The organism is Paraglaciecola algarum (assembly GCF_021532655.1).
Lineage (GTDB): Bacteria > Pseudomonadota > Gammaproteobacteria > Enterobacterales > Alteromonadaceae > Paraglaciecola > Paraglaciecola algarum.
In genome coordinates this window covers 72,813-94,409 of sequence record NZ_JAKGAS010000010.1, presented here as the reverse complement: position 1 = coordinate 94,409, position 21,597 = coordinate 72,813, and the positions used below count along the sequence as shown (strand labels likewise).

The 21,597-nt window shown below is 38.6% G+C and carries 16 protein-coding genes; 6 read left to right on the top strand and 10 right to left on the bottom strand.

Features of this window, described 5'->3' with window-relative positions; translation table 11 throughout:
* Positions 1 to 101: 101 nt before the first annotated feature.
* Positions 102 to 1,226 carry a DUF3083 family protein gene (locus L0668_RS16565; protein WP_235313836.1) on the bottom strand — a complete coding sequence of 375 codons (1,125 nt, stop codon included), beginning with the start codon at positions 1,224 to 1,226 and terminating at the stop codon, positions 102 to 104.
* Positions 1,227 to 1,440: 214 nt separating this feature from the next.
* Here L0668_RS16565 and L0668_RS16560 point away from each other — a divergent pair, with 214 nt between their 5' ends.
* Positions 1,441 to 1,638, top strand: coding sequence for a YwbE family protein (locus L0668_RS16560; RefSeq protein ID WP_235313835.1), 198 nt, complete (start codon positions 1,441 to 1,443; stop codon positions 1,636 to 1,638).
* Here L0668_RS16560 and L0668_RS16555 read toward each other — a convergent pair.
* Positions 1,622 to 2,530 carry a transporter substrate-binding domain-containing protein gene (locus tag L0668_RS16555; protein ID WP_235313834.1) on the bottom strand — a complete coding sequence of 303 codons (909 nt, stop codon included), beginning with the start codon at positions 2,528 to 2,530 and terminating at the stop codon, positions 1,622 to 1,624. The two genes, L0668_RS16560 and L0668_RS16555, sit on opposite strands and share 17 nt — an antisense overlap.
* A 317-nt stretch (positions 2,531 to 2,847) precedes the next feature.
* On the opposite strand from L0668_RS16555, the gene L0668_RS16550 reads away from it, so the two are divergent.
* A complete protein-coding gene (locus L0668_RS16550; RefSeq protein WP_235313833.1) occupies positions 2,848 to 3,201 on the top strand; it encodes a hypothetical protein in 354 nt (117 codons plus the stop codon).
* 36 nt (positions 3,202 to 3,237) lie between these two features.
* On the opposite strand, the gene L0668_RS16545 is transcribed toward L0668_RS16550, so the two are convergent.
* From L0668_RS16545 to L0668_RS16535, 3 genes are all read right to left on the bottom strand, one after another.
* On the bottom strand, positions 3,238 to 5,625 hold the full coding sequence (locus tag L0668_RS16545) for a GH36-type glycosyl hydrolase domain-containing protein (protein WP_235313832.1): 2,388 nt from the start codon (positions 5,623 to 5,625) through the stop codon (positions 3,238 to 3,240).
* 1 nt (position 5,626) lies between these two features.
* Positions 5,627 to 6,988 (bottom strand): MFS transporter, encoded by a 1,362-nt coding sequence (locus L0668_RS16540; RefSeq protein ID WP_235313831.1) that lies wholly within the window; start codon positions 6,986 to 6,988, stop codon positions 5,627 to 5,629.
* A gap of 176 nt (positions 6,989 to 7,164) precedes the next feature.
* On the bottom strand, positions 7,165 to 7,971 hold the full coding sequence (locus L0668_RS16535) for a substrate-binding periplasmic protein (RefSeq protein ID WP_235313830.1): 807 nt from the start codon (positions 7,969 to 7,971) through the stop codon (positions 7,165 to 7,167).
* Positions 7,972 to 8,120: 149 nt separating this feature from the next.
* On the opposite strand from L0668_RS16535, the gene L0668_RS16530 reads away from it, so the two are divergent.
* Positions 8,121 to 9,290, top strand: coding sequence for an HD-GYP domain-containing protein (locus L0668_RS16530; RefSeq protein WP_235313829.1), 1,170 nt, complete (start codon positions 8,121 to 8,123; stop codon positions 9,288 to 9,290).
* 233 nt (positions 9,291 to 9,523) lie between these two features.
* On the opposite strand, the gene L0668_RS16525 is transcribed toward L0668_RS16530, so the two are convergent.
* Positions 9,524 to 10,672, bottom strand: a complete 1,149-nt coding sequence (locus L0668_RS16525) for a general secretion pathway protein GspB (RefSeq protein ID WP_235313828.1) — start codon at positions 10,670 to 10,672, stop codon at positions 9,524 to 9,526.
* Positions 10,665 to 11,576 carry an ExeA family protein gene (locus L0668_RS16520; RefSeq protein WP_235313827.1) on the bottom strand — a complete coding sequence of 304 codons (912 nt, stop codon included), beginning with the start codon at positions 11,574 to 11,576 and terminating at the stop codon, positions 10,665 to 10,667. The genes L0668_RS16525 and L0668_RS16520 overlap by 8 nt, the downstream gene beginning before the upstream one ends.
* Before the next feature lie 176 nt (positions 11,577 to 11,752).
* On the opposite strand from L0668_RS16520, the gene L0668_RS16515 reads away from it, so the two are divergent.
* The 3 genes from L0668_RS16515 (at position 11,753) to olsF (ending at position 15,611) form a co-directional block, all read left to right on the top strand.
* Complete coding sequence (locus L0668_RS16515) at positions 11,753 to 12,991, top strand: multifunctional CCA addition/repair protein (RefSeq protein WP_235313826.1); 1,239 nt, start codon at positions 11,753 to 11,755, stop codon at positions 12,989 to 12,991.
* 13 nt (positions 12,992 to 13,004) lie between these two features.
* A complete protein-coding gene (locus L0668_RS16510; protein WP_235313825.1) occupies positions 13,005 to 13,658 on the top strand; it encodes a dUTP diphosphatase in 654 nt (217 codons plus the stop codon).
* Between the two features lie 180 nt (positions 13,659 to 13,838).
* Positions 13,839 to 15,611, top strand: coding sequence for a bifunctional ornithine lipid synthase OlsF (gene olsF / locus L0668_RS16505; protein ID WP_235313824.1), 1,773 nt, complete (start codon positions 13,839 to 13,841; stop codon positions 15,609 to 15,611).
* Between the two features lie 49 nt (positions 15,612 to 15,660).
* Here the strand turns inward: olsF and L0668_RS16500 are convergent, their stop codons facing one another.
* The 3 genes from L0668_RS16500 to L0668_RS16490 form a co-directional block, all read right to left on the bottom strand.
* Positions 15,661 to 15,951, bottom strand: a complete 291-nt coding sequence (locus tag L0668_RS16500) for a YebG family protein (RefSeq protein ID WP_235313823.1) — start codon at positions 15,949 to 15,951, stop codon at positions 15,661 to 15,663.
* A 224-nt stretch (positions 15,952 to 16,175) separates the two neighbouring features.
* Entirely contained in the window at positions 16,176 to 16,724 is a 549-nt protein-coding gene (locus L0668_RS16495; RefSeq protein WP_235313822.1) for a hypothetical protein, read from the bottom strand.
* 13 nt (positions 16,725 to 16,737) lie between these two features.
* Entirely contained in the window at positions 16,738 to 21,306 is a 4,569-nt protein-coding gene (locus tag L0668_RS16490; protein WP_235313821.1) for an ExeM/NucH family extracellular endonuclease, read from the bottom strand.
* Positions 21,307 to 21,597: the final 291 nt, after the last annotated feature.

The window sequence follows — 21,597 nt, the reverse complement described above, 5'->3', positions numbered from 1 at the left end:
ATTTATGCCAAATAATATAAATCAATAAAACCAATACACAGATCATAAAAAACCCTAAACAAAGTTTAGGGTTTTCATGTGGTTAGCGCAGTTTTTTAAAATTAAACTTTACGCATAATATGCTGGTGAATACGCACTATGATATCGTCATGATCTTTTTTCCAATTTACCTCATCAGCAAAATCTTTTACTGCCTGAATCGATTGATTAGCAAACTTTCCGTAATTATTATTTGACTCGTCACGCTCATTTGCGAAGAAAATAAAGCGAATTGTGTCTACTAATGTATCCCCTTCCCACATTGAAGTAACAAAAGTTTCTTCTTTGGTCGGATCAAAACCAATACCCACAATTTCACCATTTAAATTAACACTATCTTCATTATTGTAGCGAACAATCGGTGACGCACTAATACCTAATAATGCTGCATGTTTTAATGCATTTTTTTCTACAGCAGATTTGAAGGCATCTTCAATTTTTTGATATAAAGCTTGATAAGGTTGTTCTGAGTCATAGTCGATATTGGTACCTTTAAGTAGGCGGCGCATCATTGGAATACTCACCACTGTATAGGTTAATGAAGTATGATCTTGACCAATATTAAACCCTTGTTTGGCGTATCGATCAGCCATTTCTCTGAAAGAATGGGTAATGGTACTTTTCAAGCCTTTTTCTTGCGCAAATATATCGAATGTAATGTGCTGATGATCACGTACCTTAACTGAATCTGCAGCTAAACCTAGATTCGAAGCAATCTCTTTTACGGCGCCAAAAACCTTTTCATGAAATGCAGCGCTATTTAAGCGCAAGTTTTCACCGGTCGCTAAAAATAGTAGTTTAATTTTTCGGGCCTTAACTGCGCCATCAAAATATCCTTTAAATGTAGCGTTATGACTTGGACAATAAAAGAAAAATGACTGTTGTTCAGTGTGCAAAACTTGTTGCTCTGAACCGTAACGAACACGAACTAGCTTATTATTAGCCACTAGGTTAGCTCGTTCAATGCCGTGCTTTTCTGTGGTTTCAAAGATAGAAGAAGCTAACTTTTGATAAAACCTTTGGTAAGGTTTTTTTAGATTAGTGTCAATAGAACCAGCAACACTTTTTACTAATTCATCTGTTAAGGGGAATTCGGCCAGAATATATTGATTATCACGGGAGTCACTAGGCAAATAAACTTTATCGCCAGCGCGGTGCTTTCTTAAAATGGATGTGGAACGTCTCATAAGCCCTTCTTTTAATTTAAGTTATTTAATCCATAATAACATTAGCAGATAAATCTTTTATTAAGACTTTAGAAGTAATATTTGTTACCTAGAAAAATAAGAACTATCAAAAAGGTAAAATTTAACACCTTAAATTCTTGCATCAAATTTGCTGGATTTTTCTAGATTAGGCATAATTAAGTGAATATTTACCGGTTCTGGAATAAACATAAAAATGGATGGAAATAAACGAGCAAATATTAAAGTTGGCGCTCAGGTTTCGATTGTATTAAAGCAAGATCAAAGAAGTGGTAATTTAACCCAAGGGCAAGTAGAAAGAATATTAACCAATAGTCCTAATCATCCCCACGGCATTAAAGTCAGATTAGATACTGGAGATGTTGGCAGAGTTAAAGCTATTCACTCGCAATAACTTCGTGCTCCATTTTTAACTTAACTAACTTTTGAATAATTTGAATACTTTGTTTTTTGTATAAATCTAAATCTATTTTTTTGTTGGAAAAATAAGGATTATCAATCACTAAGATTTTTCTATTGGCTAAATTTGCTTTATTGATAGCCCCTTGCAGCATATCTGATTTAAATAACAATTCATCATAACTACCGTCGTCTATTGCTAGACGCATTCCCCTATTGAGTAACTCAAAAAGTTGCTGATTATTTTTACTTAGGTAAAAGTACATGGCAGAGGGATAAATCAGTAATAAGTTTTTTTCCACTGTAAAGTTTAACTCAGGTCGAAGCTCAATATCAGCCCAAGGCTCATGAGCACCTAATGGCAAATAATCAAAACGTTTTAAGTTTAACATCTGCCACAATCGTCGCCCCTGAGTAGAGGTAACCACTGGCAAACCCGCTGCTTTTAGTACTTTGGTGTCTCCCCAAAAAGCCCCCTGCCCCGCCACTAATTCTTTTAACTGCTCTACAGAATTGATGTGGTCAAACTTTGCTTGTTCATTATCTCTGATAACAAAAATCCTAAAGCCCATTAGGCCTTTAAAAATAGGCTGTTCTATGTGCTGTAAATACTCGTCAACTTTAGATGAAGCACTGGCCCATTGAATATTAATTACGCCATCCTCAATAAGTTTGGCTTTACGGGCTTCGGTGACTATTTGGTTATTTTGCTGATAACAAATATTGGCTTGCACTTTATTTAGAGAAAGTTGCAAAAGTGAATTGATTAGTTTGTCTTTGCTTGACTCAAGCTTAGGCACTGTCACTGTCATGTCACAAACAGCAAAAATAGAAGAACTAAATAGTATTAGCAGTAAAAAGCATGGCTTCAATACAAATTGAATCATTAGCTAACCCATATCAACTCAAAGAATATAAGCACTGTATTTTATGTTATCCCGCAAAGCAAGCACAGTGGAACTAAGGTGCAAACAGTCTTCTATTTGACTGAACACAAAAACGCCTCATTGATTTTCAACCGGATTATTACTAAAGTCTTTCAACCTAATAATTGTGCCATATATGGTACTAGCAGATCGTTAATATGACAGAGCCAAGCCTAACTAAAATTAGTTCATCCAATCAATCATCCAATGAAAATAAAGCCCCAAAATGGTTCTTGATAATAAGTATAGTTCTTGTAATTTGGAATTTAATAGGAGTGATGGCGTTTGTAGCACAAATGATGATGACCCCAGAACAAATTGCTGAACTTCCACAAGCAGAACAAGGCCTTTATCAAAACATTCCATTATGGGTGAACTTGGCTTTTGCTTGTGCAGTATTTGGCGGAGCTTTAGGCTGTGTTGCTTTATGTTTCAAAAAAGCAATCGCACTACCTGCACTACTGCTTTCAGTTATGGGAGTACTGGTCCAAATGTACCATTCCTTTTTCATAACCGATTCAATTAAAGTTTATGGGCCAGGTGCTGCCGTTAGGCCCAGCTTGGTGACTATCATTGCCCTATTTTTACTCTGGCTAGCCACGCATGCTAAGTCAAAAAGCTGGATAAACTAGCCTTACGGCCCATTACTAACTGCCTTTGAGACTTTTTTAAATAGGCAGCTTTACAACAACTTGGTAAGTATTCCCCGGTTTAATATTTTGAATACACGTGCCTTTTAACAACTCACCATCAAGGTAAACCAACTGTTGGCTGCAATCATTGCTGCGGTGATATTCGATATTAAAAATCGCTCCTCTAAACTCACGCTGGATTTTGGCATGTGACCAATGACTCGGTAATTTAGGCGCAATATTTAAACCTTGTTTACAACCTGCAACACCAAATACCTGCTCCACTAAACAGCGATAAAACCAAGAAATAGTACCTGTATTAAACAACTGGCTAGATTTACCCGCTTCATCAGGAAATTGATAATAAGCCCCGCGGTAGTAATTAGGAATAAACAAAGGCAATTGGCCTTTAACATGAATATCCTCGTCTGTAGGTAGCATCTTTTTTAACTGCTCAAAGGCCAAATCACTCTCACCCTGCACAAATAAGCTGTAGGCGTAAAATGCACTGGCATGGTTATACACAGAGCCATTTTCTGCAGTACCAGGGAATTTTTGGGTGACTCTTCCTATGTCTTCAACCATGTTAGTAAAACACGGCGCTAGCATCATACAGCCATAGGGTGTATCAAGGTTTTGCTTTATCGCCTGTAACATAAGGGGCGTTTGTGAAGCATCGGCAGCACCACTTAATAAAGCCCAACTTTGCGAGTTAAGGAATATTTTGCCTTCATCATCTTGAGCAATACCAAACACTCGACCGTCATCTGTGATCCCCCGTGCAAACCTGTCATCTACCCAACAGTGTTGATTCACTTTTTGATTTATCTGTACGCTTTGTTTGACTAAAAACTGAAGCGGCTCAGACAAGTTTGGATCAACTGTTCGCTGGATATCTATCCAAACATTCATAGCATAAGCTGATGCTAAACTTAACCAAGCCGATACTCCTTTGCCTTTGTAACCCACCATATTCATCGGGTCACACCAATCTCCCTGATTGATGTAACTTAACCCTCGTTCATCACGGCTTTGCTCTAACCACAACATGGCACGGGTAATATGCTCGCTAACAATGGATTGTTCTTCACTATCTGCGTATCCCACAACCTCTTCTAACAATTCATAGTCACCTGTTTCGTCTAAATATGCCTTTAAACAAACCGGTAACCATACACAATGATCAGTATGGGGAACTTGGTTTATATATTTAAGTTCAGCACCTTCTTGGATCAAGATCCCATCTGGCATTTCTCCACTAACATGTTGTTGGCTCAAGGCTAAAATAAACGCCTCTCGACTTACTTCTGGTTTGATGTAAGCCATGCCCATATTATCTTGCAGATAATTCCGAGTTTGCGGATCTGTGGTTAAGCGGTTTACGTCGCCATGATAATAAAGTTGTCTGGCTAACCAGTGATTCACATAAGCATTTAAATCGCTGTCAGGTGTTTCAATTTGTAATACGCCTTTACCTAATGACAGATAGGCTTTAAATTCTTCAGCTCGATTATTAAATTGTGCCTGCCCTTGAGTCAAAAACTGTGCCTTGTAGGTACTAATTTGAGCCAGATCTTTAGCCGGCCCAAATAGTAAATGGATCTGTTTTACCTCATTGGGTTTTAATTTGGTTTTAAACTGCATCACAGCAGTTGGTGTAGCGTAATTAGCCACACTGTTATTCAAAACGTTTTGTTGAATAGCGGATGGATTATGTAACCCGCCCTCACCTTCAAACATACTTTGGCTGGTTTCCCAAGCATCGGCTGGCACATCTGCGGCCAAAAAAGTCAGCTCATGCAAACTCTGGTTTTTAAAGTAATCTTGGACTTTTTGGTACGGTTCAATACTTCTACAAACAACAGCATTTAGCGCTGCTTCAAATTTTCCAGATTGATTCATCCAAGAGCGATATCCAATGGGAAAATAGGGATACACACTTAAATCCCGAACCTGACCAGACAAATCCTCAACTGAAATTTGCCAACATTCTAAAGCCGTTTCAGTTGGCAAACGTAGAATTAGGGTTAACCTAATTTGGTTAAATTCAGAAATCCAACTAATTTGGTGAGGCTCTGGAATAAACTCAAACCTATCTAAATTAGCTCTTACCGGTTCGTAAGGCGCAGAAAAAATACTACCATCGGCATTATCTTTTACATACACAAAACGGCCGGGATGATTAGCATAATAAGGCTGCTCTGGTTGCATAAAGGTCTTAGCTTCAAACGCAGGCCCAGACACATATTTACCCGCATCAGGTTGCATAAATTGTGCGAGGGCAAACCCTCGACAATTAGCTTGGATCAACATATTTTGATTCCACAAAAAGCCACTGGCATTAGGTAAGGTTTTAGGACTTTTTAGCACATAACGCGCACCGCCTAGTTGGCGTTCAATGCTTGATGGCTCATTCTTGAACATACTAATTCAATCCCTTTTCAGTATATTTTAATTCTTGGTGTAAGGTTTCCATCTGAGTTTTATCCAGAGGGTAAAAACGAATAACAAACACTGAAATAATGGCGAATACACCTGGGGTCACACTCATTAATAAAATGATCCCGTGCTCAGAGCCTGCTGATTGAGCTTGATTTGCGACATATCCTAACGCGCCCAAAGTCCAACCAATAAACGCTCCGGCTAATGCCCCACCTAACTTTTGTGAAAAAGAAGCCGCTGAAAAAATCATAGCGGTGGCCCGTCTACCAGTTTTCCATTGTGAGTAATCCGCTGTATCAGCATACATAGAAAACACCAAAGGAGATTTTGGTCCTAAACAAAAACCGATTAAGGCATGTAGTGTAAACATTAACCAGATTTGATCTTTAGGCACAAAGTAGAAAGCAAAGGATAAAACCGCAACCGCACTCATTAAAATAACCAAGAGTTTCTTCTTATCAAATAATTTGGTTAATAGTGGCGCACTCGCTGCACCGATTAACAAAGAGAATCCGTATACAGTCAAAAAGTCGCCGATTAAGTCTTCTCTGCCCACAAAGTATTTAAAGTAAAAAGCTCCTGAACTGCCTCTTAGTGTAATAGTGACCATGATCACTGAGGTTAAACAGAAAAGTACAATCCAAGGCTTGTTTTTGAATAAATCTAAAATGTCTTGTTTTACCGGTGTAGGTTGTTTTTGCGGAGGCTCTATACGCTCTTTGGTCATTAAAAATGTCACCAAAAATAGTAAAATGGCAATTGCACCGTATAACACCATAGTTAGCTGCCAACCTAGCTTTTCATCACCTTCACCAAACCATTCAACTAAAACAAGCGTGAACTTTGATACTAAAATTGAACCGGTAAAAGCGCCAATAAAACGGAAACTCGCTAACATAGTGCGCTGTTGCGAGCTGGGCGTTATTACTCCTAACAAGGCGCCGTAAGGGATATTGATAAATGTATAAGCCATCATCATTAAAATGTAAGTCACGTATGCATAAATTAACTTACCGTCTTCACTAATATCAGGAACCGTAAAAGTCAGTACGCCAGCTCCAGCAATAGGTAATGCCCCCCACAAAAGATAAGGTCTAAATTTACCGAACTTAGTTTTTGTTCTATCAGCCAATGCTCCCATCATAGGGTCGGTGAACGCATCCGTTATTCTAGTTAACAACATCATGGTGCCAACGGCAGCTGCCGGCAAACCAAATACATCAGTGTAAAAATAAATCAGAAAGCCACTAAACACTCCCCAATATAAATTGCTGGCTGTATCGCCTAATGCGTAAGCAGACTTTTCACCAAAAGAGAGGTTTTGGTTATGTGGAATATCAGCCATTTAAGGCTCCTTTCAAGACGATTTGTTAATTCAGTGATGAATTATATACATTTATTTTACATTATTGAAAACGATTTCATAAATAAATTTTAAATAGTCTAAAAACTAGCTTGGAGAAATGATTTATTTCGAATATCGAGATTGTTTAGTTATATCCGGAAACTTATGATTTGAAATTAATTCGTTTGGAGTAATTGGAGGTATCGTTTATTGATAGTAGATATCTCTCCACTATCGACAAGCTGTAATAAAACATCATTAAATTTAACTAACCAATTTTTCGACTCTTGATTTACTTTGTTTACTACAAAATATAGTGGGACGAGTCCTAGTTGCTCAGGAAATATAGTGATTGGTTTCCCTTGCCAATCACCAGAGGATATTTTTTTCGGGTTAATGTAACCATTGATTAAGCCTGCATCACTCCAACCTTTATACACATGTTTAATACAACCTATGCCATCCTTCACACGGTTTATAGTCATTTTAAAATTATCAACAATTTGTTGTTCAATCGGACTAAGGCTGTAATCGTACGGAAAACAAAGACGCTTAAATTTTACATCTTCTAGGGTCTTAATTGTTGAATTTTCAGCAACATATAGATGTACAGGAACATAATTAATTGGCTCGGAAAACAAAAAATACTCAGCTCTATGGGCTGAATATACATATGGAAAAGCCCCAAATATCTGGTCTTCTTTTGTCCATTTAAGAGCACGTTCCCATGGCAAAACTTTAATGTCAGCTTGCAACTTCATTGAATCCAAAACTCGTTTAACAATGCTCGCTGACCAACCTCCATCAGGAAGTTTATCGTCAATAAATGGAGAATAATGCGCTCCAGTAGCGAGCTTTATGACACTTTTTGCAGTGTCAATACTGCCACTAGCTAAACTTTTACCCTGCAACAATACAACACAGAAAGCGACACAACCCAAGTGAGTAGAAAAAACACTAAACTTATTTAAAATTCTAATCAAGCACAGTTCCATTAAGCTTTTGCAATCTACTATAGTATGTATAATAAGTATCATAGGGTAGTTAATTTTTCTATGCTATTTTGAATGTGAAACACAATATTTACTAAGTAATCAATCCTCTTACACTTCACGTTATGTGAGAAAACTTAATGATACAAACAATTGATATTTCAGCACTACTTCCAGGTATGTACGTACTTAAAGTCACTAAACAAAACGGCAAATTAAAGGTGACGGAAAGTGGCAAGGTTAAGGACGCTGAGGTTATCGCCACCATGCAGAAAAAAGGCGTGCTTGAAGTACAAGTCGACTTAGAAAAAAGCACACATCAAGCACTTGAAGAGGGGCTTATCCACGATAAGGATTATACTAATTCAGCCGGTTTAACCTACAATCAACAATTAGAATTATCCCTGCAATTACATGATCAAGCCAAAAGTATCCATAAAAAAGTGGTTAAACGGGCATCCAAAGGGAAGTTAATCCACTTAGAAGAAGCCAATGAGATTACTGAAAAGTTAGTCACATCAGCTTTTGAATGTGATGAAGCTTTAAGCTTAGTGACATTACTAAACGAAGATCCTGAGTATTTTCTTGAACACAGTATTAATTGTGCGTTGTTAATTATTATTTTTGGAAAATATCTTGGCTTGGAAAAGTCGGTATTACATCACTTAGGCAAAGGCGCATTACTCATGGATATTGGTATGATGAAGTTGCCGTTATTACTTACTCAAAAACAAGGAACATTAACCAGCTCCGAACAAAAAAAAATGCAAACTCACGTAGACATTGCATTAAACTTAATTGAACCAATTGAACAAATAGATGATATCAGCATAAAAGTAGTCAAAGAACACCATGAAAGATTAGATGGTTCAGGCTACCCAGATGGTTTACGAGACAAACAAATTTCACTTTATGGCCGAATGGCCGCCATAGTAGATACCTACGACTCAATAATTACTGAACGTCCATACCGCGATGCAATACATCCAACCCAAGCATTACTCAAAATCAGCAATGAAATAGAAGGCTTAGACAAAGAACTCACTAACAAATTTGTTACTTGCCTTGGTGCATATCCAATTGGCTGCTTAGTCAAATTAAATAATAACAAACTAGCCATGGTGACTCGCTTAAATAAAGATCACCCCTTAGAACCAGTTGTGATGGTATTTTACGATATTAACACTAGAAATAATGCTCCAAATAGAATCGATCTGACTAAAGTTGATGTAGAAATTTCAGCATGTATTTCTTTAGATGATGTTAATTTGAGCATGAAACAACTGTTGCAGAAATCCTTCGAAAGTTAATAAAAACCATTCGGCATAAATAATTGGTCTCTCAGCGATAAATTAGAAGAAATGCCCAGCGGATTTTGCATCTATTTGTGAACCAGAGTGAGTTATCACTATTTGCAAGGAAGGAAGCAATCATCACAGCTTAGCTAAACCTTAATCAAAAGGCGCTGGATACATTCTATGTAACTAATTATTTATACCGAATGTTATAACAGCTGAACCAAAACCTAGTATAACTCTTAAAGTCACCAATCAGTCAATGCGGCCATTGAAAACTCTTGGCCAGCATAATTTAAAATCACTCGCTGTGGTTCAATACTGATAATTGTCACTTTTTTATCAATGACATCTCCCTCAACCATTCTGGTTCCATTCACTCGAACCCATCTTTCATTTTGCTCTGAAGCATACATGTGGGCCGAGAAAGACATGCTAGGTAACTCGGTCAGTACCCAAGCCGAAAGTTGATCAACCCTAGGTACACTATTTAGATTTTCTGTATTTGTACCTTGAGTAACTTGGGGAGCCTCATTAACAGGCGATTCAGAAACTTGAGCAATCGCCTGATTAAACTTTTTTAATAGATCAGCTGAAATCTTAGGTGTCGCTTCTACTTCAGTAAGACTTTGTGAAAGCTCAGAAGGTTCTAACTCTACTTTTGCTAAATCCGTCGATGTTGAAGACGTTTTATACTGATTGTGATCCACTTGTGTAATATTTATGTCTACTCTAGGTAAATTAGTGACAATCTCTTGCAATTGGCTTGATGGAACGATATTTAACTCTCCATCAGGTTGAAGTGAATCTATATTTGTATCTTGTTCACTTTTGAGCAAAGGTGCAGATTGATCATTAACTTGTTTTTGTTGCTCAGTTTCAATGTGACTAATTTCAAGCTCTGTTGGAAACAAATTTACTATAAGTTGATAATTAGCTGAGATCCAACCAAAACCAAAACCACCTATGGCCATCAAAGCAACTAGTGTGTATCTCCTAGCAAAATATTGCCATCCAGAAGGTATGCTTTGCACTGTAGGTAAAAATAAACTTCGATGAAATTGACTAGACAAATTATCTTCAATACGCGAATTAGTTAGATTATTGCTTTGCAGCATTTTCTGTGTCGCTGACTTTTTAACTTTTTTGTGGCTGCTGGTCACCACAGAGCTGTCCACTTCAACATTATCTATGTCTTCAAATTCAACAGTTTGATCAGGGTCAATTTCAATTTGTTGAATACCCATTTCAATCAAACCTTGCACCATTTCAAGACTTGTAACTAAACCTGACTTCTTAATTTTAATCGGACCATTTTGTTTAACTACCCGAATAATCACCATACCTGGCAGTAAGTCTTGGATATTTAAGGTTTTAAACTGCGTTGAATTAAGCATTTAACCACCCAACCAAATATCCTAAACCAGCACAACCAACAAACACAGCAGCTAGAGTGTAAGTCCACATTTTTCCTTGGCGTTGTTTTACCACATCAGCCCCTAATATTTGCTCAGCAGCAGCATGAAATATATGCTGCGGCACCACAGGCAATTGTTTAGTGAAAGTTAAAGTTAACGCCCTGTCACATAACAAGTTGATCACTCTTGGGATCCCACCTGTAATGTTAAAAGCGGCTTTTATGGTTCCTTTTGAAAATATGTTGATATCACCGTTTGCCACACCCAGCCGATGATTAATGTAGGCCCCAACCTCTGAAGCTGTTAATGGTAGTAAATGATAACGAGCGGTAATTCGCTGGGCCAATTGACGTAATTCATTACGTTTTAATAGTTGTTGTAATTCAGGCTGACCAATCAACACAACTTTTAGTAACTTTTCTCGATTAGTTTCTAAATTAGTCAACAAACGTAATTGTTCTAAGACTTCTGGCAGCAAGTGCTGAGCCTCGTCCACAATCAATACGGTATTAATGCCTTGCTCATGGTTGTCTGAGAGCTTAGCCAAAATTTGGTCAGTGAAATATTTTAAACTGGCCTGTTTTTGTTTGTAAGTAATGCCTAGCTCATTGCAAATTGTGCCTAATAACTCCAACGCAGATAAAGTAGGGTTTAAAATCATCGCCACTTGGGTATTCTCAGGAAGTTGCTGCATCAACTTACGAGACACAGTGGTTTTTCCGGTTCCCACTTCACCGGTTAACATCACAAATCCACCACTCTCTCTTAAACCAAAAATCAAATGAGCCAGAGCTTCTTTATGCCTAGGACTCATATATAAATAATCGGGATTGGGGGCAATTGAAAACGGATTATCGTTTAATCCAAAATAGCTAAGATACATAAACTGTGTAACCACATCCTTTAATAATAATCGCTTAGCGATGAAGCTAAAATTAGCAGGCTCTAAGCTAACCAGTTAACTGAATATTGTCAAAGATCAGTTAATAACTTTCACAGAGTTTGGCTAATCAGGCATAATATAACAATGAATTATTTAAAAGCGTTATTCAGTACAAGATGCAAACATATTTAGTTGGTGGCGCAGTACGCGATAAGTTACTTGGGCTAACCATTAAAGATCGAGATTGGGTAGTAGTAGGTAGTACACCTCAACAAATGTTAGACCAAGGATATCAAGCGGTTGGCGCAGATTTCCCAGTATTTTTACACCCCAAAACTAAAGAAGAACATGCCCTCGCCCGTATCGAGCGTAAAAATGGTGTGGGTTATACCGGCTTTAGTTGCGACGCCTCACAAGATGTCACTTTGGAGGAAGATCTACTACGCCGTGATTTAACCATTAATGCAATGGCCATGGATGAAGCTGGAAACATAATAGATCCTTATAACGGTCAAACTGACTTAGCCAGTAAACAACTACGCCATGTATCCGATGCTTTTGTTGAAGACCCACTTAGAGTATTACGAGTTGCCCGATTTGCGGCGCGCTACCACCAATTAGGTTTTAGTATTGCACCCGAAACATTGAGTTTGATGAGTGACATAGTCCAACAAGGTGAACTACAAACTCTTAGTGCGGAGCGTGTGTGGCAGGAAACCTCACGAGCCTTGCTAGAAGATCATCCAGAAGTGTATTTAGAAAACCTTAAAGATTGTGGTGCCTTAGACATTTGGTTTCCAGAGCTTGCCAAACTTTGGGGCATACCCAATCCAGCCCAATGGCATCCTGAAATAGATACGGGCATTCACACTCTAATGGTGATGCAGCAAGTGGCTAAACTATCTGACAAAATCACAGTACGTTACGCAGCTCTGGTACACGATTTAGGTAAGGCTTTAACGCCTGCTGATAAATGGCCATCTCATCATGGCCACGAAAAACTGGGGTTAGATGCAATAAAAACCTTCAGTAAACGATTAAAAGCCCCTAACGACTGCCGTGATCTTGGATTATTAGTCAGTGAATACCATAGTCATGTTCATCGAGCCTTTGAGCTAAAGCCTAGCACCATATTAGGCGTTCTTAATCGCTGTGATGTGTGGCGAAAACCAGAACGTTTTAAAGATTTATTAACCGCTTGCAAAGCTGACGCCAGGGGTAGAACAAGTTTTGAAACTATCCCCTATCACCAAGCAGATTATATGTGGCAATGTTATCAAGCAGCCCAGGCTGTTGATGTACAATCTATTATTGCTCAAGGCTTTCAAGGGCCGCAGATAAAACAACAACTCGATCAGCAAAAAGTTAAAGCCATTGTTGAAATAAAATCTAATTATCCCATTCCAACTAATTAAAACAGGACTCCTAATGTTAAGTGCGACTCAACTCTCCACTATGTTAACTCTACAAGACGGCATGAATAAAAAGGTCAATCCAGACTGGTTAAACGCTGGATATGCATACTTGCGCGCTGCTATGATTGAATCAGTAGAAGGTATAGAACACCATGGTTGGAAATGGTGGAAAGCCCAGCAAAAAGACTTACCACAATTACAAATGGAACTAGTAGACATTTGGCACTTCGCTTTGTCTGACATTATTATTGGCTTTGATGGCGATATTGCCAAATCAGCTGACACCATAGCGCAAGAATTAGCATCCGGCCGCAATCAAGTCACTTTTGATGGCAAAAACTACACTTTTACTGAATTAGATATCTTAGATAATCTAGAACTCATGGCTGGCCTGTGCGCCGCCAAACGTTTTGATGTGCCTCTATTCATTCAAATTGTTGAACAAGCCGAAATGAACTCTGACGAGTTGTATCGTCAATACGTAGGTAAAAACGTATTAAACTTTTTCCGCCAAGATCATGGTTACAAAGATGGCAGTTACATAAAAATATGGACTGGCCGTGAAGACAATGAACATCTAGTAGACGTTTTAAACAGCCTAGACATTAATCTAGCGGACTACAGCGACCAAGTATATGCAGGATTAAAACAGCGTTATCCGAGCTAGTAAAATTACTACAGTTAAAGCCAAGATTTGGTAATAGAGCTATCTATTGCCAAACTCAATAAAAACTGATTAAAGAACTTCCCCATATATCTAGATGTCACAAAAGCAACATTATTCTTAAACTAAACAGTCACAAAAAATCATTAATCTTGTAAACAAATCCGTCTATTTAGGACAGCTATGTTTACTGTTTCAGAAGTATTAGAAAAACACTATCCCAGCTTGGCAAATAAACCCATTTTGCTAAAACCTATGACCTTTGTGTTACGTCATTTGTTACACGAAAAAGAAATGCAGGAATTTGCTAAAGATTACCCTAATCACCAAGGTTTAGATTTTGTCGAACAAGTATTGGAATACTTCAATATTAGCTATTCAGCCCGTAGCAGTGAAAAAGAAAGAATACCCAGCGAAGGTAAACTCATCATTATCGCCAATCACCCTATCGGCTCTTTGGATGCATTGGCATTAATCAAACTTGTGAGCGAAGTAAGGCGGGACATTAAAGTCGTCGCTAATCAAATGCTGATGGCCTTACCCCCTTTACAATCTATGCTATTGCCGGTTAATAATATACAAGGCAATACAGCCAAACAAAGCCTACAGAATATTCAACACCACTTACAAAGCGAAGGTGTAGTGATTGTGTTTCCCGCCGGTGAAGTATCACGCTTACGCCCTCAAGGCATTCGTGACACAAAATGGCGTAGTGGCTTTTTACGGATGGCCAAACAAGGAAAAGCGCCCATTCTTCCTGTGTTTATTGATGGTAAAAACTCACCGGTGTTTTATGGTTTATCTATGTTGTACAAACCTTTGGCAGCGATTTTATTAGTTAAAGAAATGTTCAAACAAAAACGTAATCATTTACCCATGCGAGTTGGTGAGGTGATCCCATTTGAGTCATATAACAACAATACAATCAGCCGCACGCAACAAGTTAAGTTATTTAAAAAACACTTATATAAAATCGGCGTAGGCAAAAGCGGCATATTCAAAACCCAAAGTGCCATTGCTCAACCGGAAAATCGCGCTGATTTGTACCATGCTCTTAAAGACAAGTGTGAACACTTAGGTGAAACCTTGGACGGCAAAGTGATGTATTTGTACACACCTGCCGCAGATAGCTCTCCTATCTTACGAGAGATAGGTCGCTTAAGAGAAATATCCTTTAGAGCAGTAGGCGAAGGCACTAACAAAAGACGAGATTTAGATGCCTACGATCAAGATTATTATCACCTAATTTTATGGGATAGAGATGACTTAGAAATTGCCGGCGCATATCGATTTGGCGATGCAAAAAAAATCATCGCTAACAAAACTGTTAAAGGATTATATTCAGCCAGTTTGTTTGATTACAGCCCGGAAATGGAGCAATACTTTGAGCAAGGCTTAGAATTAGGCAGAAGTTTTGTGCAACCTAAATATTGGGGTAAACGCAGTCTTGATTATTTGTGGTTTGGCATTGGAGCATTTTTACAACGTCACCCTCATTTTAGATACTTGTTTGGCCCAGTGAGTTTAAGTGATCACTATCCCAAAGCAGCTAAAGACCTATTAGTGAAGTTTTACACCCTATATTTTCAACATGCTGGAAACTGTGCAAAAGCTCAAATGCCCTATTTGTTGCCCAATGACTATCATCATTCGTTTACTGGTGATGACTATCGCGCTGATTTTACTCAACTAAAACACTTATTATCTAACATGGGCATGGCTGTACCGACTTTATACAAACAGTATACAGAAACCTATGAAACAGGTGGCGTGCATTTTATGGATTTTAATGTCGACCCAATCTTTAACCATTGTATCGATGGTTTAGTCTTAGCAGACATAAACTGCTTAAAAGCCAAAAAACGAGCAAGGTACATGCCCTGTTCTGAAATAAAAACAGATGAAATAAACATAAGTGAAAAAAAACACAGACAAAAAAAGACGCTAACAAAATAGCGCCTGAATAAAAATTGGCATAGCAAAAATAAACAACGCCTAGGCTGAACTAGGCTTTTTTCTTATCGATCTTGACCACTTCGGCGGTTTCGGTCGTTAACAAAGATTCTGCCGTGGTACCTTTCAATAATTTGCTTAACGAGTCTTTATTTTTGGACAACATGATTGAAAGGTCTTCTAACACCTTAGGCTCTAAAGCAATGCCTTTGCCCTGAATATATTCACCTAAATTATCGGCAACATCTAACATTTTGTCGTATTGATCGGCTTCTTTTTTATCTGCTGTCACAAACTTCTCTACCCCTTTGTGCTCAACTACATAACGTGTAATTACAGTCATAATATTTACTCTCCCGTCACTGGCTACTTTATAACCATAACACAAATACTAAAAGTAGCGGGTTACAGTTAAAACAGTCAAATTGTTTAATTATAAACACTGTATAAACCACTGTATAAAAAGTCAATAGATAATTTATGTTCGACGTCTTATTAGCCGAACTACAAGCACAAAAAAAGACGATAAGTCAGAAACTCATCGCCTTTTTATTGGAAACATAAAACTTAGCTGTTTTGTTTGCTACGGATTCTGACTATAGCTAACATTCCAAAAGCTAATAAAGCTAAGGCTGATGGAGCAGACACTTCGGCAGCGGCAGATATCTCATTACCAATCACATCATAGGTTTCGACATAATCTACTGTAAAGTTTGAATTGGCTAAATTTGCGCCTTGTGCAATATCAAATTGAGCAGTACCAAGTAACAAATCTGTACCTAATCGTGTTGCCCAATCTGCAAAGTATGCAAAACCGTATACTTCAAAAATACCAGGTGCAAACTCAAATCCATCGACAAAAAACTCAGTATCAATCGCCGCGTTAGCTTCAAATCCACCTAAACCAAATAGGCTATCTACTGTTAAAGCTGTTTGGTCAAATGCAAAGTCGAAAACAAAGTCATACAAGTCAGGATTCGCATTATCTAAACGAAATTCAACAGTTAGTTTGTCTCCACTTACGGTTTCGTTAGTGATAAGCCCGGCACTTGCGTTAAACGCAAGTGCCAAAGCGAGAGTGAAAGTTAAGCTTAAAGTTGTAATTAATTTTTTCATGTTCGGTTACCTCTTAATTAGTTGAACATCTAGCACGAGTACATAATCCAGTGAAGCCACGTACATCACGAGTATTCACCGCACCATCGTTATTGAAATCGAAATTTAAATCAGTGATTTCGCCATTTCTGACACCTATTTGGAACAAGCGAACGTCTAAAGTATCTACGTCTCCGTCACCATCCAAGTCCCCTAAAATAGCAGCAAGATCAAACTGTAATGCAATCAACACAGGATCATGATCAGACATGCGGTAAGCATCTGGCGCATAATAATCTGTTATATGATTGGCTTTTTTGAAGTTAGTGTTGTAATCAAGGGCAATTGGCTCATCAGCGTTAATGTGCCACTCAGTTACATCCACCACTTTAGCTAAGGCTTTATTGTTAGCTAATGCATGATCTAAAGTGCCTAACTGTCCATCAAATGAATAGGAATAGGCTTTATCACCACCAAAATAATTCACTAGATTGGTATAACCAGCAGATTCAATTTGAGTAATAGGATCTTCTTTAGCATAAGCGTTTAAATCACCTAAAATGAGTGTTGGCGTATCAGCAAAATTAGCTGCAATGAAGGCAGTTAATGCTTGTGCAGCGCGAGTTCGAGTTAAATTACAGTTTCCTTGACCCGTTGTTAAATCGTCATCACCCACACCACAGCCTGAGCCTTTTGATTTGAAGTGATTGACACTCACCACTAACTCTTCGCCGTTTTCAGTTAAAGCAAACTTCTGCACTAACGCTGGACGATTTTTAGTATCGACAAATAGTGGACCATTTGCATCTGTAATTGAGTTACTGCTATCTAATATACCTAACGCACCTACCAATGACACTTTGGCTGGCTTGTAGATCAATGCAACGGTTATAGCATCTGTGCCAACTGGACCAGCTGTATCGACAACTGCATAGGTGCCGGCACCCATCTCAGCGTTTATACCAGCGACTAAATCAGCAATAGCAGAGCCTTCATTAGTCCCACTATTTTCGATTTCCATTAATCCTAAGATATCTGCATCCATAGCCACAATCGCCGCAACCGTTTTGGCTTTTTGACGAGTGAATTCTTCAGCACTTTCTGCACCTCTACAACCTAATGCACTTGGCCCACAGGTATTACCTGAAATATTTAAGGTAGTGAAATAGTTAAGTACATTTAAACTTGCTACTTTTAAGTTACCTAGATTTAAATCAGGTGCACTAGTTCTTTGGTTGGTATTGACAAAACTTGGTTCAGTAGTTGGTAAAATAACAAAATCACCAAAACTATAATCAACCACACCCGTTAAGCTTGCTACTGTATCACCCAATCTCAATGAATTAGTCGCAGACAAATTGCCAGTAGGATACGGGATAACTTCTGGATTTTGCTCACTCGAATCATCAGCCAATATAATTTGATCTAACGCATTAGTAGCCGCTAAATCAATGGCCTGTTGAGAACCTGGTACATGAACATTGGTCGGTTGAAACAACAACTTAGACGACAAGCTTGTTTGCCCGTAACGTGCCAATTCAAAGGTATTGGTTACCACTAGTTCTTGTGCACTTGTGACTAACATACCTTCTAAAGTTTCAATGTCATTTGCAGAACTAAAGGGCAAAATCAAAGGAGTAGTAGATGCGATTTGAGTGCCGCATGTTAAAAGGGTTTCGGATGCTTTTAATTGGGTTTTATCAAAAAACTCTTCAACTTCTCCTTTAACACGTACAACACTGCCTACACTTGGTAAATCTCCAGTATAAAATACAAATAAACCTTCTGATGTTTGGCTATCTGCGTCCATATCGGCATCTTCTTCTTGCACAAAGAATCCATTAAAGTTTGCATAAACTCCCGTTACTATTGCTTCAACAACATGAGCTTGCCCCTCTAAAGGAGATACATCACCACTACCTTGAATAGCGCTAATCAAAGTAGTTGGGTCAGCACACACACCTAAATCAGCCGATGGCTCTTCACCACCGCTTCCACCATTGTTGCCCGTTCCTGAGAAAGAACCAATAGGGAAAGGAGTAGTAGCAGTATCGTTAGTGCTTTGACCGTCTAAAACATTTATACCACTAAACACCCAGTTATCTATGTTAAAGCTAGCACCATCAGGGCCAGTATTAACCTTTCTCGAAGCCCAACCATCCAAGTATTCCCAAGCAGTTCCTGAGCCGTCTGTATTGATATCACCAAATACATCAACCACTGCACCATTTTTAAATAGCTCGATAGCATCATCACCATTTATGCTAGCTGCACCAGAAGTATCAGTTGGCGCAAAACCAAAAAATGCTTCAAAATTTGTCGATTCAGAGGCAATGTAAAAATAATCACCTTTATTGGCTGAGCCAGAAAAAGTGTACTCTTGGCCGTCGGAACCACCACCATTATTAGCAGAGCCAAAACCAAACACACTCAGGTCTTGAATATCTGTGGCCGCAAAAAACTCGATAACTTTTGGAGTACCGCCAGACAAAGACGCATCAACCACGCCTGTAATAATTAACTTTTCTTCAACATAAAAACTGCCTAATGGAAAAGCAGGGTTAGCAGAGTCATTATCACTTGTACCATCTAAGGCGTTTTTGCCACTGAAATTCCAATTAGCTAATACAAAAGTACTTCCATCTGGGCCTGTATTGGCAACACGATATGCCCAGCCATCCAGGTATTCCCAAGCTTCACCGGTGCCATCTACCTCAATATCACCAAATGTATCAACCACCTCACCAGCACAGTACAGTTCAATGGCGTCATCACCATTAATACTAGCTACAGAATTTTCATAATCTGGGGCAAAACCAAAGAAATTAGTAAACCCAGTGGTTTCAGATGCAACGTAAATAAAATCACCAGCACTGGCAGAAACGGCATTAAAGGTAAATTCTTGTCCGTCAGAACCACCACCATTATTGGCAAAACCTACACCACACACACTTAAGTCATCGATATCATTTACAACATATATTTCAACAGCTTTAGGAATGCCGCCACTTAAAGGACCATCAATTACACCACTGATGATGATATCTGATGTGACAGAAGATCCGTTATCGACCGGCTCTTCTTCACCCGTCCCAGTGTCTCCGTCATTACCATCGCTAGGCTCGCCATTGTCCCCACCATTGGAATTACAATCTGTCGCTGGATACAAAATATCTACCCAGGCCGGATTGTCAGTGTAAGGGTTACGGTTACCTTGTAATTCGTAAATTCTATTGTTACGAGTACGTTCGGCGTCATCCACTGGATCTGCAGCATGCCAAGCGTTTAAAGTACACAACATACCTAATTTACTTTCGTTGGTGGTAGTTAACCGATTTACCAATTCCAAATCAGGAGTCGCATCAGAACCAAAACCTTCATAACGGGTATCCATATAAAACATCATACGGGCTACATCACCTTTGATATCGTCTCTTGGTTCAAAAGAATCACTATCTACACGATTTAAAGGACTTTCAGAAAGAGGGTTATCACTGTTATCAAAATCTAAATTACCACGTGAACTATTAATACTAATATCTGTGGGTCTTAAGTGATGAATATCGGTATAGGCTTCTAGAGATGAACTTGAAAAACCATGACTTTTAGGCCAAGAGTGTTCACGGTTCCAATTATCAGGATTAGAACTCGCACTGCCACTGCCATTAGTTGATTTGGCTTGCGAACGATTGCTATACCATAATGTAACATTATTAGTATTGGCTGGATCCTCATCTGTGTAGGTTAAAGCGGTCCACACATCTGAATAAGTCAAATTTTTATGACCCGTTGAAATAATGTCGTTAATAGCCAGTTTTATCGTAGCGGCTGTTGAATTAGCATCAACTTCTACTTGCGCTGCGGCATAATAACTTGAAGCATCAAACAGACTAAGGTCTTTAATTTTTGGTACGTCAGGACAATTTGTGCACACATTGCCACTTATCACATCAGTATTTACTGGATCCGAACCTTCATTGCCGTCTTGTGGCTCTTCATTTCCATCCCCCGAGTCATTACCATTACCCTCAGCAAAAGATTTAAGTGGAAACCCGGTCGTAGCAGTTGCGTTTGATGACTCACCATCTAGAGCATTTTTTCCGCTAAATGACCAATTCCCTAAAACAAAGGTTTCACCATCTGGTCCTGTGTTAGTGGAACGATATGCCCAGCCGTCTAAATATTCCCATGCGGTACCAGTGCCATCTACGTCTATTTCACCAAAAGTATCAACCACTGCACCATTACAAAACAATTCAATTGCATCATCACCGTTTACCGACATTGCTCCTGAGGTATCAGTAGGTTGAAATCCCATAAATGCTTCAAAACCGACACTTTCACTAGATATATAGATATAACTACCTGCCGATACTGCGCCACTGTTAAAAGTGTATTCTTGTATCCCCCCTCCATTACCATTATTCGCGGATCCCAAACCACAAACTGATAAATCAGTAATATCGTTGAGAACAAAAATTTCTACTGCTTTGGGAGTGCCTCCTGAAAGCGGCCCATCAATAACTCCCGTGATGACGAGGTCATTAGCTTGCGCCGAAGACCCAAGCATCAACGCCGCCAACGTTGAAAATCTAAATTTCATATTTATTCCTTGTAAGTTAAGTCGAGTATCTAGCATTAAACTGTAAAAACTGTGGGCGTAATGTTCCTAGCTTTTTATGTCAATTTAATGACAAGCTAGCGAACTTAAGCCTTTTCCGATCCGTTTATTGACCATACGGTCTGGTTTAAAGCAATAACTATTCCCCTTTTTATATACAAACCAATTACTTAACTATTTTGCATAAAAGTAAAAATAATTTTTTACATAATGGCTTATATAAAGTGCTTGCTTAATTTAAAAACCAAGCCTAACATTTAGATATCATAATGA

Excerpts from the sequence above, each read along its gene's own strand:
- L0668_RS16495 (WP_235313822.1), bottom strand. The coding sequence starts at position 16,724 with ATGAAAAAATTAATTACAACTTTAAGCTTAACTTTCACTCTCGCTTTG.
- L0668_RS16540 (WP_235313831.1), bottom strand. The coding sequence starts at position 6,988 with ATGGCTGATATTCCACATAACCAAAACCTCTCTTTTGGTGAAAAGTCT.
- L0668_RS16515 (WP_235313826.1), top strand. The coding sequence starts at position 11,753 with ATGCAAACATATTTAGTTGGTGGCGCAGTACGCGATAAGTTACTTGGG.
- L0668_RS16555 (WP_235313834.1), bottom strand. The coding sequence starts at position 2,530 with ATGATTCAATTTGTATTGAAGCCATGCTTTTTACTGCTAATACTATTT.
- L0668_RS16520 (WP_235313827.1), bottom strand. The coding sequence starts at position 11,576 with ATGTATCTTAGCTATTTTGGATTAAACGATAATCCGTTTTCAATTGCC.
- L0668_RS16550 (WP_235313833.1), top strand. The coding sequence starts at position 2,848 with ATGGCGTTTGTAGCACAAATGATGATGACCCCAGAACAAATTGCTGAA.
- L0668_RS16500 (WP_235313823.1), bottom strand. The coding sequence starts at position 15,951 with ATGACTGTAATTACACGTTATGTAGTTGAGCACAAAGGGGTAGAGAAG.
- L0668_RS16525 (WP_235313828.1), bottom strand. The coding sequence starts at position 10,672 with ATGCTTAATTCAACGCAGTTTAAAACCTTAAATATCCAAGACTTACTG.
- L0668_RS16545 (WP_235313832.1), bottom strand. The coding sequence starts at position 5,625 with ATGTTCAAGAATGAGCCATCAAGCATTGAACGCCAACTAGGCGGTGCG.
- L0668_RS16565 (WP_235313836.1), bottom strand. The coding sequence starts at position 1,226 with ATGAGACGTTCCACATCCATTTTAAGAAAGCACCGCGCTGGCGATAAA.
- L0668_RS16560 (WP_235313835.1), top strand. The coding sequence starts at position 1,441 with ATGGATGGAAATAAACGAGCAAATATTAAAGTTGGCGCTCAGGTTTCG.
- L0668_RS16510 (WP_235313825.1), top strand. The coding sequence starts at position 13,005 with ATGTTAAGTGCGACTCAACTCTCCACTATGTTAACTCTACAAGACGGC.
- L0668_RS16490 (WP_235313821.1), bottom strand. The coding sequence starts at position 21,306 with ATGAAATTTAGATTTTCAACGTTGGCGGCGTTGATGCTTGGGTCTTCG.
- L0668_RS16530 (WP_235313829.1), top strand. The coding sequence starts at position 8,121 with ATGATACAAACAATTGATATTTCAGCACTACTTCCAGGTATGTACGTA.
- olsF (WP_235313824.1), top strand. The coding sequence starts at position 13,839 with ATGTTTACTGTTTCAGAAGTATTAGAAAAACACTATCCCAGCTTGGCA.